The organism is Streptomyces pseudogriseolus (genome assembly GCA_002154585.1).
Lineage (GTDB): Bacteria > Actinomycetota > Actinomycetes > Streptomycetales > Streptomycetaceae > Streptomyces > Streptomyces pseudogriseolus.
The window spans coordinates 18,014-31,907 of record MUNG01000268.1 but is presented as its reverse complement, the minus strand read 5'-3'; the positions used below and the strand labels follow the sequence as shown (position 1 = coordinate 31,907).

The 13,894-nt window shown below is 70.2% G+C and carries 12 protein-coding genes and 1 riboswitch; of the genes, 2 read left to right on the top strand and 10 right to left on the bottom strand.

What is annotated here, in order from left to right; genetic code table 11:
* From CCN29_RS22740 to ctaE, 6 genes are all read right to left on the bottom strand, one after another.
* A partial coding sequence (locus CCN29_RS22740) for an aminotransferase class V-fold PLP-dependent enzyme (protein WP_086684085.1) occupies nucleotides 1-1,229 on the bottom strand: 1,229 nt, incomplete at its 3' end.
* A 174-nt stretch (nucleotides 1,230-1,403) separates the two neighbouring features.
* Nucleotides 1,404-1,520, bottom strand: a riboswitch (SAM riboswitch).
* A gap of 71 nt (nucleotides 1,521-1,591) precedes the next feature.
* Nucleotides 1,592-2,656, bottom strand: a complete 1,065-nt coding sequence (gene trpD, locus CCN29_RS22735; RefSeq protein WP_006136614.1) for an anthranilate phosphoribosyltransferase — start codon at nucleotides 2,654-2,656, stop codon at nucleotides 1,592-1,594.
* A gap of 148 nt (nucleotides 2,657-2,804) precedes the next feature.
* Nucleotides 2,805-4,442 carry a cytochrome bc1 complex cytochrome b subunit gene (gene qcrB / locus CCN29_RS22730; RefSeq protein WP_006136613.1) on the bottom strand — a complete coding sequence of 546 codons (1,638 nt, stop codon included), beginning with the start codon at nucleotides 4,440-4,442 and terminating at the stop codon, nucleotides 2,805-2,807.
* Nucleotides 4,439-5,497 carry a cytochrome bc1 complex Rieske iron-sulfur subunit gene (gene qcrA / locus CCN29_RS22725; protein ID WP_031061733.1) on the bottom strand — a complete coding sequence of 353 codons (1,059 nt, stop codon included), beginning with the start codon at nucleotides 5,495-5,497 and terminating at the stop codon, nucleotides 4,439-4,441. The genes qcrB and qcrA overlap by 4 nt, the downstream gene beginning before the upstream one ends.
* Nucleotides 5,494-6,306 (bottom strand): cytochrome bc1 complex diheme cytochrome c subunit, encoded by an 813-nt coding sequence (gene qcrC / locus CCN29_RS22720; RefSeq protein ID WP_031019593.1) that lies wholly within the window; start codon nucleotides 6,304-6,306, stop codon nucleotides 5,494-5,496. Before qcrC ends, qcrA begins: the two co-directional genes overlap by 4 nt.
* 77 nt (nucleotides 6,307-6,383) lie before the next feature.
* Complete coding sequence (gene ctaE / locus CCN29_RS22715) at nucleotides 6,384-6,995, bottom strand: aa3-type cytochrome oxidase subunit III (protein ID WP_031019600.1); 612 nt, start codon at nucleotides 6,993-6,995, stop codon at nucleotides 6,384-6,386.
* A gap of 215 nt (nucleotides 6,996-7,210) precedes the next feature.
* On the opposite strand from ctaE, the gene CCN29_RS22710 reads away from it, so the two are divergent.
* Nucleotides 7,211-7,612, top strand: coding sequence for a DNA-binding transcriptional response regulator (locus CCN29_RS22710; protein ID WP_006136609.1), 402 nt, complete (start codon nucleotides 7,211-7,213; stop codon nucleotides 7,610-7,612).
* Between the two features lie 73 nt (nucleotides 7,613-7,685).
* Here CCN29_RS22710 and CCN29_RS22705 read toward each other — a convergent pair whose 3' ends face one another.
* The 4 genes from CCN29_RS22705 to ctaC all read right to left on the bottom strand — a co-directional run bounded on the left by CCN29_RS22705 (nucleotide 7,686) and on the right by ctaC (nucleotide 12,223).
* The gene (locus tag CCN29_RS22705; RefSeq protein ID WP_086684079.1) at nucleotides 7,686-8,972 is read right to left on the bottom strand and encodes a L,D-transpeptidase; all 1,287 of its coding nucleotides are present in this window, start codon (nucleotides 8,970-8,972) and stop codon (nucleotides 7,686-7,688) included.
* 130 nt (nucleotides 8,973-9,102) lie between these two features.
* A complete protein-coding gene (locus CCN29_RS22700; RefSeq protein WP_006136607.1) occupies nucleotides 9,103-9,501 on the bottom strand; it encodes a cytochrome c oxidase subunit 4 in 399 nt (132 codons plus the stop codon).
* Nucleotides 9,498-11,234: an aa3-type cytochrome oxidase subunit I gene (gene ctaD / locus CCN29_RS22695; RefSeq protein ID WP_006136606.1), complete on the bottom strand. Its 1,737-nt coding sequence runs from the start codon at nucleotides 11,232-11,234 to the stop codon at nucleotides 9,498-9,500. Before ctaD ends, CCN29_RS22700 begins: the two co-directional genes overlap by 4 nt.
* The gene (ctaC, locus tag CCN29_RS22690; protein ID WP_006136605.1) at nucleotides 11,231-12,223 is read right to left on the bottom strand and encodes an aa3-type cytochrome oxidase subunit II; all 993 of its coding nucleotides are present in this window, start codon (nucleotides 12,221-12,223) and stop codon (nucleotides 11,231-11,233) included. The genes ctaD and ctaC overlap by 4 nt, the downstream gene beginning before the upstream one ends.
* A gap of 274 nt (nucleotides 12,224-12,497) precedes the next feature.
* On the opposite strand from ctaC, the gene CCN29_RS22685 reads away from it, so the two are divergent.
* Nucleotides 12,498-13,886, top strand: a complete 1,389-nt coding sequence (locus tag CCN29_RS22685) for a cysteine desulfurase/sulfurtransferase TusA family protein (RefSeq protein WP_006136604.1) — start codon at nucleotides 12,498-12,500, stop codon at nucleotides 13,884-13,886.
* Nucleotides 13,887-13,894: the final 8 nt, after the last annotated feature.

Here is a 13,894-nt window from a genome sequence, read left to right as displayed (position 1 = left end):
CCCGCGTCCCCGCCCAGCAGCCTCCGCACCAGCGGGTGCGCGCAGAACAGACCGTCCCGCACACCGATGCCGTACTCGGCGGACAGCGCGGCGGCGAAGTGGGAGCTGTTCCAGCCGTCGACCACGAAGGACAGCACCCCGACGCGCGGCGCGTCGTCCCCGAACAGGGACAGGAACCGCACCTCCGGCACATCCGCCAGCCCGTCCCGCACCGCCCGCACCAGCGCCTCCTCCCGCGCGGCGAGCGCGTCGAAGCCGGCCTCGGTGAGCGCCTTGCAGGCGGAGGCGATCGCGTAGGCGCCGATGACGTTGGGCGAGCCGGCCTCGTGGCGGGCGGCGGTCTCGTGCCACCGCACGTCCACTCCCCCGTCCGCGCGCCGGGTGACGGTGCGGCTGGCGCCGCCGCCGGCGAGGTAGGGCTCGGCGTCGCGGAGCCAGTCGGCGCGGCCGGCCAGCACCCCTGAGCCGAAGGGCGCGTACAGCTTGTGCCCGGAGAAGGCGACCCAGTCGACGTCGAGTTCGCGCACGCTCACCGCGCGGTGCGGGGCGAGCTGGGCGGCGTCCAGCACGATCCGGGCGCCGTGCGCGTGCGCGGCAGCGGCGAGTTCGCGGACCGGCCACAGCTCGCCGGTGACGTTGGAGGCGCCGGTGACGCAGACCAGGGCCGGGCCGTGGGGGTCGCGGGCGGCGAGGGCGCGCTCCAGGGTCGCGACGGCCTGCGCGGGGCTGTCCGGCGCGTCGAGGAAGGTCACCCTGCCCGCCCGCTGCCACGGCAGCAGCGCCGCGTGGTGCTCGGTCTCGAAGACGAAGACCTCGCAGCCGTCGGGCAGGGCCGCGGCGAGCAGGTTGAGGGAGTCGGTGGTGGACCGGGTGAACACCAGCTGGTCGCCCTCCCGTCGCCCGCCACCGCCCTTGCCGGACCGGGCTTCGCCCGGGCTGTCCTCGATGCGGCAGTCGAGGAACTCGGCGACGGTCCTGCGGGCGTTCTCGAACAGGTCGGTGGAGAGCTGGGAGAGGTATCCGGCGCCGCGGTGGACGCTGCCGTAGTAGGGGGCGTAGGCGGCCACGTCGTCCCAGACGCGCTGGAGGGCGGGGGCGCTGGCGGCCTGGTCGAGGGCCGCGTAGGTGACCTCCCCGCCGGTGACGAGGGGGACGGCGACGTCCCGGCCGAGGACGGGCAGCGGGGCGCAGACGGACGGGTCGGCGGCGACGGCGGCAACAGCGGGCATGACGGAACTCCCGTACGGCATGGCGGATCCTCACGCGAGCGCACGGCACTTCGGCGGCGCTCCGGCGCGAAGGAGAAGAACGACAAGGGTGTGCGGAGGCGGGGCTCGACGCCCTAGCGCATTCGCTTGCTCACGGAAGACTCCTCGACGACCCAGGACCCCTGGTGTGCGAGGGGTCCGCGCTTGCCGTGAGCCCTGCTGCTCACGGCCTGGTCTTCACCCGGGGCACCCCGCCACGGACGGAGGGTTGCCGGACAGCCGGCCGGGGCCTGATGGCTGTCACTCATGACCTGGAAAGGAACGTACGTGAGCGGACGGCCGTCCCGCAACCCGTATCCGGATGGCGGAACGGCCGTGCACGCCTACGCGTTGGTGACGGCGACCCAGCGGTCCAGGACGCGCCTGGCGGCGCCGGAGTCGATCGACTCGGCGGCCTTCGCCATCCCGGCGCGGATCTGTTCGGTGAGGGTGCCCGGGCCCGGCTCCAGGGCGACCAGCGCCGCCGCCGAGTTCAGCACCACCGCGTCCCGTACCGGGCCCCGCTCGCCGTCCAGCAGCCGGCGGGCGACCTCGGCGTTGTAGGAGGCGTCGGCGCCGCGCAGCGCCTCCACCGGGACCAGGCCGAGGCCCACGTCCCGCGGGTCGAAGGTCTCCTCGGTGACCTGGCCGTCGCGGACCACCCACACCCGGGAGGTGCTGGTGGTGGTCAGCTCGTCGAGGCCGTCGTCGCCGCGGAACACCAGGGAGGAGTGGCCGCGCCCGGCGAACACCCCGGCCATGATGGGCGCCATGCGCGGGTCGGCGACGCCGACCGCCTGGGCCTTGACCTTCGCGGGGTTGGCGAGCGGGCCGAGGAAGTTGAACACCGTGCGGACGCCGAGCTGGCCGCGGGCGGCGGCCACATGGCGCAGCGCCGGGTGGAACCTCACCGCGAAGCAGAAGGTGATGCCGGCCTCCTCGGCGACCTCGGCGACCCGGCGCGGGGTGATGTCGAGGTTGACGCCCAGCTTCTCCAGGACGTCGGAGGCGCCGGACGCGGAGGACGCGGCGCGGTTGCCGTGCTTGACGACCTTCGCGCCGGTGCCGGCGACGACGATCGAGGACATGGTGGAGATGTTCACCGTCTTGGCACCGTCGCCGCCGGTGCCGACGATGTCGACGGTGGCGCCCGGCACCTCGATCACGTTGGCGTGGTCGTACAGCGCCCGGACGCAGCCGGTGATCTCGTCGACGGTCTCGCCCTTGGCCCGCAGGGACACCGCGAAGCCGGCGATCTGCGCGTCGGTGGCCTCGCCGCGCATGATGAGGTCCATCGCCCAGGCGGCCTCGTCGGCGGACAGGTCCCGGCCGTCGAGGAGCTTGTTCAGCAGGGCGGGCCAGGAGCGGCCCGCCGCGGTGTCGCCTCCAGCGGGGGTCACAGCGCTCATGGTCGCTCCTGACGGTCGTAGGGGTGCCTGGGGACCGGACGGGTCCCGCACCCACCCTATCCAGCCCCGGGCACGCCGAAGGGCCCCCGTCCGCAGAACGGACGGGGGCCCTTCGCCGTCGTGTGGCGACGTGTGGAGCGACCGGGGATCAGTGGTGGCCGTGGCCGCTCGTGATCTCCTTGTACTCCTCGACGGTCGGCTTCGGGATCTGCGACTCCTCGCCGTAGAAGCCCTTGCTGAGCTTCGCGCGCAGCTTCTCGCCGGTCTTCACCTTGCGCCGGACGCCGTTCTCGTCGACCTCCGGGCCGAGCTCGAGCGGCTTGGGCTGCTCGTGCGCGGTGAGGGTGTACAGCTGCTCCTGGCTGAGCGGCTCGTGCACCTCGATGAACTCACCGTGCGGCAGGCGCTTGATGATGCCCGACTCGCGGCCGTGCAGCACCTTCTCCTTGTCCCGGCGCTGGAGGCCGAGGCAGATCCGCTTGGTGACGACGAACGCCACGACCGGGGCGACGAAGAACGCGATCCGGACGAACCAGGTGATGGCGTTGATCGACAGGTGGAAGTGCGTGGCCCAGATGTCGTTGCCGCCGCCGACGAGGAGCACGAAGTACAGCGTGATCCAGGCGACGCCGAAGGCGGTGCGCGTCGGGGCGTTGCGCGGGCGGTCCAGGATGTGGTGCTCGCGCTTGTCGCCGGTGACCCAGGACTCGATGAACGGGTACACGGCGATGGCGACCAGGACCAGCGGGAAGATCAGCAGCGGGATGAACACGCCCAGGACGAGCGTGTGACCCCAGAAGTTGATCTCCCAGCCCGGCATGACACGGATCAGGCCCTCGGAGAAGCCCATGTACCAGTCGGGCTGGGCGCCGGTGGAGACCATGTCGGGCCGGTAGGGGCCGAGGGCCCAGATCGGGTTGATCGTGGCGATCGCCGAGACGGCCGCAAGCACACCGAAGACCAGGAAGAAGAAGCCTCCGGCCTTGGCCATGTACACCGGCAGCAGCGGCATGCCGACCACGTTCTTGTTGGTCTTGCCGGGGCCCGCGAACTGCGTGTGCTTGTGGTAGAAGACCAGGATCAGGTGCGCCACCACGAGGCCGAGCATGATGCCCGGCAGCAGCAGGACGTGGATCGAGAAGAACCGGGCCACGAAGTCGTCGCCGGGGAACTCGCCGCCGAAGAGGAAGAACGAGATGTACGTGCCGACGATCGGCACGGACAGGATCGCGCCCTCCATGAAGCGGATACCGGTGCCGGAGAGCAGGTCGTCAGGGAGCGAGTAGCCGGTGAAACCGGTGAACATGCCGAGGACGAACAGCAGGAAGCCGAACAGCCAGTTGATCTCACGCGGCTTGCGGAACGCGCCGGTGAAGAACACGCGCATCATGTGCACGAACATGCCGGCCAGGAAGACCAGGGCGGCCCAGTGGTGGATCTGCCGGATGAGCAGACCGCCACGGACGTCGAAGCTGATGTCCAGCGTCGACTTGTAGGCCTCACTCATCAGCTGGCCCTGCAGCGGGACGTAGCTGCCGTGGTACTCCACCTCGTTCATCGACGGGTGGAAGAACAGGGTCAGGTACACACCCGTGAGGATGATGATGAGGAAGCTGTAGAGGCAGACCTCGCCCAGCATGAACGACCAGTGGTCGGGGAAGATCTTCCGCATGTTGGCCTTGGCCAGGGAGTAGATCCCCAGCCGGCCGTCGGCCCAGTCGGCGACCCGCTCACCGGCGGGCGCCTTCCCGCGTGCGCGGGATTCGGTGCTGGTGGTAGTACTCATCCGCGCTCCCAGAAAGCAGGGCCGACGGGCTCGTCGAAGTCACCGAGCGCTTCGAGGTAGCCCTCGTCGTTCACGCCGATGCGCAGCTGCGGCAGCGGGTGACCGGCGGGACCGAAGATCACCTTGGCGCCGTCGGAGAGATCGAAGGTGGACTGGTGGCAGGGGCACAGGGCGTGGTGCGTCTGCTGCTCGTACAGGGAGATCGGGCAGCCCACGTGGGTGCAGATCTTCGAGTAGGCCAGGATGCCCTCGTGCGACCACTCGAGGGACCGCTTGTCCTTGATGTCGTCCGGCTTGATGCGGACCAGCATCAGGGCGGCCTTGGCGATCTCCGTCTGGAAGTCGTGGTCGTGCTCCTCCAGGCCCTCGGGCTTGGCGAAGGTCAGCGAGCCCACGATCAGGTCCGACGGACGCAGCGGCTCGTTGGTGTTCATGTTGACGAGCAGCTTGCCCTTGGACCACAGGGTGTGGCGGAGCTTCGTGCCGGGCAGCGGGCCGAGGTCGCGCAGCAGCACCACGCCGGAGAGCGGGAACAGCGCCAGCGCGCCGAACATGGTGTTGCGGATCAGCTTCCGGCGGCCGAGCGCCGACTCCTTGGCGCCCTGGCGGAAGTCGTCCATGACCTTGGCGCGGACCTCGGGGGCGGCCTCGATCGGGTGACGCTCGTCGGCCAGCTCGTGGTCCGACATCAGCGTGCGGGCCCAGTGGACCGCGCCGGCGCCGATGCAGAACAGGGCGAGGCCGAGCGTCATGCCCAGCGCGAAGTTCAGCGCGCTGATGTGGCCGATCGGCCAGATGTAGACGGACCGGTCGACCGGGATGGTCACGTACGAGGCGATGAAGCCGACGGTGGCCAGCATCGACACCGTGAACAGCAGGGCGACCGCGCGCTCGGACCGCTTCGCGGCCCGCTCGTCGATGTCCTGCACCCGCGGCTCGTGGGGCGGGAGGCCCGGGTCCGCGAACGGGTTCTGCTCGTCCGCGAGCTTCACCGCTCCGTGGCTGGTGTCCTGCGCAGCGGGCAGGTTCTCTTCGGGAATGTCTTGGCTACTCATGACTTCTTGGCCTTTGCGGTCCGAGCGGCGACCCAGACGGCGACCGCGATCAGCGCCCCGAGTCCGAAGACCCAGGCGAACAGACCCTCGGAGACGGGGCCGAGGCCGCCCAGCTCGAGGCCGCCGGGGCTCTCGGTCTCATCGCCGTTGACCGCGTTCAGGTACGCGATGATGTCCTTCTTGTTCTGCTCCGACATGGTGCTGTCGGGGAAGGAGGGCATGTTCTGCGGGCCGGTGAGCATGGCCTCGTAGATGTGCTTGGGCGTCACGCCCTCCAGGCTCGGGGCGTACTTGCCGTGCGTGAGCGCACCGCCCTTGCCGGTGAAGTTGTGGCACTGCGCGCAGTTGTTGCGGAACAGCTCGCCGCCCTTGGCGGCGTCGGCGCCCTCGGGGCCGTACTGCGCCTCGGTCGGGACGGCCGGGCCGGCGCCCAGGGAGGCGATGTACGCCGCCAGCTGGTCGATCTCGGCCTGGCTGTAGATGTTCTTCTTGCGCGGGATCTGCGCGCCCTGCGAGGTGGCGGCCGGCATACGGCCGGTGCTCACCTGGAAGTCCACCGCCGCGGCGCCCACGCCCACCAGGCTCGGGCCGTCGGACGTGCCCTGACCGCCGGTGCCGTGGCAGCTCGCGCAGCCGACGGTGTAAAGCTTCTTGCCCTCCTCGATGGTGAGGGACTGGGCGGTTTCGTCGGCCTGCGCCTTGTCCGCGGGTGCGAACACGGCGTACAGCCCCCCGGTGCATGCCAGCGCGAGGAGTAGGACGACGAGCGCCGCCAGCGGATGGCGTCGTCGTGCGGAGAGCTTTTTCACGGATTACCCCGGTGTCAGGATCTTCTGCGTCGATGCTTCTGTTGGGTGCGCTGTGTCCAGCGCGGATGAGGGCCCGCCTACTTGATCATGTAGATCGTGGCGAAGAGGCCGATCCAGACGACATCGACGAAGTGCCAGTAGTAGGACACGACGATGGCCGCGGTCGCCTGCTCGTGGGTGAACCTCCGGGCCGCGTAGGTCCGGCCCAGGACCAGCAGGAAGGCGATCAGGCCGCCCGTCACGTGCAGGCCGTGGAAGCCGGTGGTCAGGTAGAAGGCCGAGCCGTACGGGTCGGAGGAGAGGGACAGGCCCTCGTGCTTGACCAGCTCGGTGTACTCGAAGACCTGGCCGCCGATGAACACCGCGCCCATGATGAAGGTGACGATGAACCACATCCGGAGCTTCTTCACGTCACCGCGCTCGGCGGCGAAGACGCCGAGCTGGCAGGTGAGCGAGGAGAGCACCAGGATCGTGGTGTTCGTCGCCGAGAACGGGAAGTTCAGCAGGTCGGCCTTCTCCGACCAGAAGTCCGGTCCCGTCACCGATCGCAGGGTGAAGTACATCGCGAAGAGGGCCGCGAAGAACATCAGCTCGGAACTCAGCCAGATGATGGTTCCGACGCTGGTGAGGTTCGGTCGGTTGACCGACGGGTGCGCGTGCCCGGTGTCTACTGTCGTTGCTGTCGCCACGCCGACATTATGTCGGTCGCTTATCCCGCCCTCACTCCCGGGGGTGCCGTTCGGTGTGTTCGCCCCTCCTGGACTGCCCGTATGGCCCACGGAAGCCCCTTTCGAAGCCGTGTCCGAACCGGTGTTGACAGGCGGTCCGAGGGGGTAGCATCCGCGCCATCGGTACCCGAAGTTCCCGACAGAGCCGTGCCCTCTCTCTTACGCGTGGAGGAACAATGCAGGCGACCGCCACGGTGCTGGTCTACAGCGACGACGCCAACACCCGGGAGCAGGTGCGGCTCGCCACCGGCCGGCGGCCGGCGCCGGACGTGCCCCTCGTGGAGTTCGTGGAGTGCGCGACGCCGGCGGCCGTGCTCACCGAGCTGGACCGCGGCGGCATCGACGTGTGCGTGCTGGACGGCGAGGCCGTGCCGATGGGCGGCATGGGCGTGTGCCGGCAGATCAAGGACGAGATCTACAACTGTCCTCCGGTGCTGCTGCTGATCGGGCGCCCGCAGGACGCGTGGCTGGCGACCTGGAGCCGCGCGGAGGCCGCGGTGACGCTCCCGGTGGAGCCCGTGGACTTCGCGAACGCCCTGGCCTCGCTGCTGCGCCGGAAGGCGCTGGCGGGCGCCTGAGACGTCCCGCCCCCTCCCGTACGGCATCGGGGCCGCCGGCCGCCCGTGGGCGTCTCCGGCGGCCCCGCGCGCGTCACACGGCCGCGGGCCGCAGCCGCGCCGCCTCCTGGGCGGTGCCGGGCGTCTTCCCGCTGCCGGTGAGGGCACTGCCCTCACGCCACTTGTCCCAGCTCAGGTTCCAGTCGCCGAAGCCGTTGCCGAACGGCTCCATGGTGTCGCCGTCGGAGTTCACGACCTCCACCAGGTCGCCCGGGCGGAAGGTGTCGAAGAACCACTCGGCGTTCTCGGTGCTCATCCCCACGCAGCCGTGGCTGACGTTGGCGTAGCCCTGGGAGCCGACCGACCAGGGCGCGGCGTGCACGTACTCGCCGCTCCACGTCACCCGGGTGGCGAAGTGCACGTCCAGGTCGTACGACTCGGCGGAGCCCTCGGCGATGCCGACGGTGGTGCTGCGCATGCGTACGAAGCGTTCCTTGGCGAGCACCACCTTGACGCCGTTGCGGGTCTCGAAACCGGGCTTGCCGGTGGTGACGGGGATCTCCTTGATCTCCTCGCCGTTCTTGTGGACCGTCAGCCGGTGCGCGGCGGCGTCCGTGACGGCTATCACGCGGTCACCGGTGCGGATGGTCAGCGGTTTCGCCGCGTCGCCGCGCAGCCGGTCGCCGACCTTGATGCCCTCCAGGTTGCTGCGCACCTGGACGGTGGCGTGGGCCGGCCAGTAGTCCTGGGGCCGGTAGTGCAGCTTCTTGTCGTCGACCCAGTACCAGGCGCCGGTCACGGCGGGCGTGGAGTCGACCTTCAGGCCGCGTTCCACGACGGCCCGCTGCGCGGGGTCCTTCACCGGCTCGTTGAGCTCGGCGACGAGCGGCTGGCCGACGCCGTAGGTGCCCGCCTCGGGGCCGAAGGTGACGGCCAGGCGCTTGGCGGCGCCGGGTTTGCCGGTGGAGAACGTGAGGACCTTGCGGCCGGGTCTGCCGTCCTCGTTCTCGGTGCTCACGCGGACCGTGTACTGCGCGGAGGCGGCCAGCGGGGTGGTGCTGTGCCAGCGGCTGCCGTCGGCGGCCAGTTCGCCCGCGAGGTGCCGTCCCGAGGCGTCCACGGCGACGACGTCGGTGATGCGCCCGTCGGAGTCCTCGGCGACGATCTCGAGGGGCTTGTCGGGGTCGGCGGGCTTCCCCTCGTCGAGGGAGCCGCTGAAGGAGATCTGGTCCGCCGCGTCGTACGGCTCGGCGGACAGCGGGCTGCCGTCGGAGGAGCAGCCGGTGACGCCCGCGCCGAGGGCCGCCACCAGCAGCGCGCAGCCGGCGAGGCGGGCCCGGGTGCCGCTCAGGCCGGCGCGGGGGGACTCTGTGTCTCTCATGGCCTCACGCTAGGGAGCGGGGCGCGCCCCGGCTCACCGGGCGGCCCGAACGGGTGAGGCGGCTGCGGCGAACGCGGGAGCCCGGACCCTCCTGACGGAGTGTCCGGGCTCCCGGGTGCCGTACGGCGTGCTACTGGGTGCGGTTCTCACCGCGGTAGTACTCGAAGACCCAGCCCCACAGACCGATCAGCAGGATCGGCGCGGAGAAGTACATCAGCCACCAGCCGATCGCCACGCCCATGAAGGCCAGGGCGCCGCCCACGGCCAGGGCCAGGGGCTGCCAGCTGTGCGGGCTGAAGAACCCGACCTCGCCGGCGTCGTCGGCGACGTCCGCCTCCTTGTTGTCCTGGGCGCCCACGTCGACCCGCCGGGCCGTGAAGCCCAGGTAGAAGCCGATCATGATGCTCAGGCCGAAGGACAGGACGAGGGCAGTGGTGCCGACCGGCTCCTTCGACCACAGGCCGTAGACCACGGCCATGGCCAGGAAGAAGAAGCTCAGCCACATGAACATCTTGCCCTGGATCTTCACTTGCCGGCCTCCTTGCCGCCGGAGAGGGCCTTCTCGCCGTGACCGGCGTTCTCGAGCTCGTCGAGCGCGGCGATCTCCGGGTGGTGCAGGTCGAACGCCGGGGATTCACTGCGGATCCGCGGCAGGGTGAGGAAGTTGTGCCGGGGCGGCGGGCAGGAGGTCGCCCACTCGAGGGAGCGGCCGTAGCCCCACGGGTCGTCGACCTCGACCTTCTTGCCGTACTTGGCGGTCTTCCACACGTTGTAGAAGAACGGCAGCAGCGACATGCCGAGGAGGAACGAGGCGATCGTCGAGACCGTGTTCAGGGCGGTGAAGCCGTCCGCGGCCAGGTAGTCCGCGTACCGGCGGGGCATGCCCTCGACGCCCAGCCAGTGCTGGACCAGGAAGGTGCCGTGGAAGCCGATGAACAGGGTCCAGAAGGTGATCTTGCCGAGCCGCTCGTCGAGCATCTTGCCGGTGAACTTCGGCCACCAGAAGTGGAAGCCGGCGAACATCGCGAACACCACGGTGCCGAACACCACGTAGTGGAAGTGCGCCACCACGAAGTACGAGTCGGAGACGTGGAAGTCCAGCGGCGGGGAGGCCAGGATGACGCCGGTCAGACCGCCGAAGGTGAACGTGATGAGGAAGCCCAGCGTCCACAGCATCGGCGTCTCGAAGGAGAGGCTGCCCTTCCACATGGTGCCGATCCAGTTGAAGAACTTCACACCGGTCGGGACCGCGATCAGGAAGGTCATGAAGGAGAAGAACGGCAGCAGCACACCGCCCGTGACGTACATGTGGTGCGCCCACACCGTCACCGACAGACCCGCGATCGCGATGGTCGCGCCGATGAGACCCATGTAGCCGAACATCGGCTTGCGGGAGAACACCGGGATGATCTCGGAGACGATGCCGAAGAACGGCAGCGCGATGATGTACACCTCGGGGTGACCGAAGAACCAGAAGAGGTGCTGCCACAGCAGCGCTCCGCCGTTCGTCGAGTCGAAGATGTGCGCCCCGAACTTGCGGTCCGCCTCCAGGGCGAACAGCGCGGCGGCGAGCACCGGGAAGGCGAGCAGCACCAGCACACCGGTGAGCAGCACGTTCCAGGTGAAGATCGGCATGCGGAACATCGTCATGCCGGGAGCGCGCATGCAGATGATGGTGGTGATGAAGTTGACCGCGCCGAGGATGGTGCCGAAGCCGGAGAGGGCGAGGCCCATGATCCACATGTCGGAGCCGATGCCCGGCGAGCGGACCGCGTCCGACAGCGGCGAGTAGGCGAACCAGCCGAAGCTGGCGGCGCCGTCCGGCGTCAGGAAGCCGCCGACCGCGATGAGCGAGCCGAACGAGTAGAGCCAGTAGGCGAACATGTTCAGCCGCGGGAACGCCACGTCGGGCGCGCCGATCTGCAGCGGCATGATCCAGTTCGCGAAGCCGGCGAACAGCGGCGTCGCGAACATCAGCAGCATGATCGTGCCGTGCATCGTGAACGCCTGGTTGAACTGCTCGTTCGACACGATCTGCAGGCCCGGACGGGCCAGCTCGGCGCGCATCACCAGGGCCATCACGCCGCCGATGACGAAGAAGACGAACGACGTCACCAGGTACATCGTGCCGATCGTCTTGTGGTCCGTGGTCGTCAGCCACTTGACCACGACGCTGCCACGGTTCTGGCGCCTGACCGGCAGTTCGTCCTCGTAGTGGGACCCAGCTGCCGCGGCACCCTTGGGTTCGTTGAGGATGCTCACAGGATGTTCGACTCCCGGTTCTTCTCGGGGCCGGACTGCTCGATGCCCGAGGGCACGTAGCCCTTCTGCCCCTTCTTCGCGAGGTCCTTCAGGTGCTGCTCGTACCGCTCGGGGGAGACGACCTTCACGTTGAACAGCATCCGGGAGTGGTCGACGCCGCAGAGTTCGGCGCACTTGCCCAGGAAGGTGCCCTCACGGTTGGGGGTCACCTCGAAGGCGTTGGTGTGGCCCGGGATGACGTCCTGCTTCATCAGGAACGGCACCACCCAGAAGGAGTGGATGACGTCACGCGAGGTCAGCACGAAGCGGACCCGCTTGCCCTCGGGCAGCCACAGGGTGGGGCCCGGGTTGTTGGTCTGCGGGTTCCGGGTACCGGGGATGCCGCAGTCGTAGACACCGCCGGCGTCGGCCGGGAAGGCCTCCTTGTAGCGGTCCGGGATCGCGTCGAGTTCCGGCGACGTCTTGGCGTCACCCGTGGAACCCTCGACGTTCTCGACGTAGTTGAAGCACCAGCTCCACTGGAAGCCGACCACGTTCACCGTGACGTCCGGCTTCTTCTCGAGCTTCAGCAGCTCGGACTCGTCGCGGGCGGTGAAGTAGAAGAACACCGAGACGACGATGAGGGGGACCACCGTGTACAACGCCTCGATGGGCATGTTGTACCGGGTCTGCGGAGGTACCTCGACCTTGGTGCGGCTGCGCCGGTGGAAGAAAGCACTCCACAGGATCAGGCCCCACACCAGCACGCCGACGGCGAGCGCGGCCGCCCAGGACCCCTGCCACAGGGAGAGGATCCGGGGAGCCTCTTCCGTCGTGGGGGTGGGCATGCCAAGGCGGGGGAAGTCCTCCCATGTGCAACCGGTGGCGGTCGCCAGGACCAGGCCCGCGGTCAGTGCCTGCAGCAGCTTCCGCCGCATCGGGCGCCGCGGCTTGGGGGTACCGCCCACGCCTTCCAGGCCGTGGGGGAGGTCGGAGCCGTTGGGACTCACGTAGCGCCTTCCCGAGAGTCTCGCCCGCGCTGTTCGGCTGCGGCCTGGCCTTCTCGCTGGTCGGTCGCCGCCCTGCGTCGGGCAGGGGTTTGGATGTTTATGCGGACCAAACCCTAGCCGACGCCCTCCGGGGGGTCGCGGGGAGGGGTGCCGTACGCGTCGCGGGTTGCACCGAGCGCCGCATCGTCCGGGGGTACGGGCGTCGTGGCGGGTGCGGCGTCGTCGTGGCCGATCGCGCGGTTCCCCGCGCCCCTGAGGGCGTTAGCGTTGCCGTGTGCCCTACTTCGACGCCGCTTCCGCCGCTCCTCTTCATCCCGTCGCCCGTCAGGCGCTGACGGCCTCTCTGGACGAGGGGTGGGCCGATCCGGCGCGGCTGTACAAGGAGGGGCGGCGGGCGCGGCTGTTGCTCGACGCCGCCCGGGAAGCCGCCGCCGAGGCGGTGGGGTGCCGGCCGGACGAACTGGTGTTCACCCCGTCCGGGACGGCCGCGGTGCACTCCGGGATCGCGGGGGCGCTGGCCGGGCGGCGGCGCACCGGGCATCACCTGATCGTGTCAGCTGTCGAACACTCTTCTGTACTCCATGCGGCGGAGGTTCACCGGTCCGGCGGCGGCACGGTCACCGAGGTGCCGGTGGACCGCACGGGCGCCGTACGCCCGTCCGAGTTCGGCGGGGCGCTGCGGCCGGACACCGCGCTCGCGTGTCTCCAGTCCGCCAACCACGAGGTGGGCACCCTTCAGCCGGTGGCCGAGGCGGCCGAGGCGTGCCGGGCGGCGGGGGTGCCGCTGCTGGTGGACGCGGCCCAGTCGCTGGGCTGGGGTCCGGTGGAGGGCGGCTGGTCGCTGCTGGCGGCGAGCGCCCACAAGTGGGGCGGCCCCTCGGGCGTCGGGCTGCTGGTGGTGCGCAAGGGCGTGCGGTTCGCTCCCCGGGGTCCGCGGGACGAGCGGGAGTCGGGGCGGGCGCCCGGCTTCGAGAACCTCCCGGCGATCGTGGCCGCGGCGGCGTCGCTGCGGGCGGTGCGGGCGGAGGCCGCCCAGGAGGCGGCGCGGCTGCGGGAACTGACGGAGCGGATCCGGGCGCGGGTGCCGGCGCTGGTGCCGGACGTGGAGGTGGTCGGGGACCCGGAGCGGCGGCTGCCGGGCGTCGTCACCTTCTCGTGTCTCTACGTCGACGGGGAGACCGTGCTGCACGAGCTGGACCGGGCGGGGTTCTCCGTGTCGTCCGGCTCGTCCTGCACCAGCAGCACGCTGACGCCCAGCCATGTGCTGAAGGCGATGGGGGTGCTCAGCGAGGGCAACGTCCGCGTCTCGCTGCCGCCGGGCACGGGCGAGGAGGACGTGGAGCGCTTCCTCGACGTGCTGCCGGGGGTGGTGGCCGGGGTGCGGGAGAAGCTCGGGGCGCCGGTGTCCCGCACGGAGACCGTCGCCGAGGGGCCGGACGAGGCGCTGGTGGTGGACGCGCTGGGGCGGCGCTGCCCGATCCCGGTGATCGAGCTGGCCAAGGTGATCGGCGACGTGCCGGTGGGCGGCCTGGTGCGGGTCCTCTCGGACGACGAGGCGGCCCGGCTGGACATCCCCGCGTGGTGCGAGATGCGCGGCCAGGAGTACGTCGGCGAGCAGCCGGCGGACCGGGGCGCGGCCTATACGGTCCGCCGGCTGTCGTGACGCGGCTG

Bases quoted from the DNA above. Each gene is read 5' to 3' on its own strand.
- trpD (WP_006136614.1), bottom strand. From the start codon at position 2,656: ATGAGCGCTGTGACCCCCGCTGGAGGCGACACCGCGGCGGGCCGCTCC.
- qcrB (WP_006136613.1), bottom strand. From the start codon at position 4,442: ATGAGTACTACCACCAGCACCGAATCCCGCGCACGCGGGAAGGCGCCC.
- qcrA (WP_031061733.1), bottom strand. From the start codon at position 5,497: ATGAGTAGCCAAGACATTCCCGAAGAGAACCTGCCCGCTGCGCAGGAC.
- CCN29_RS22710 (WP_006136609.1), top strand. From the start codon at position 7,211: ATGCAGGCGACCGCCACGGTGCTGGTCTACAGCGACGACGCCAACACC.
- CCN29_RS22705 (WP_086684079.1), bottom strand. From the start codon at position 8,972: ATGAGAGACACAGAGTCCCCCCGCGCCGGCCTGAGCGGCACCCGGGCC.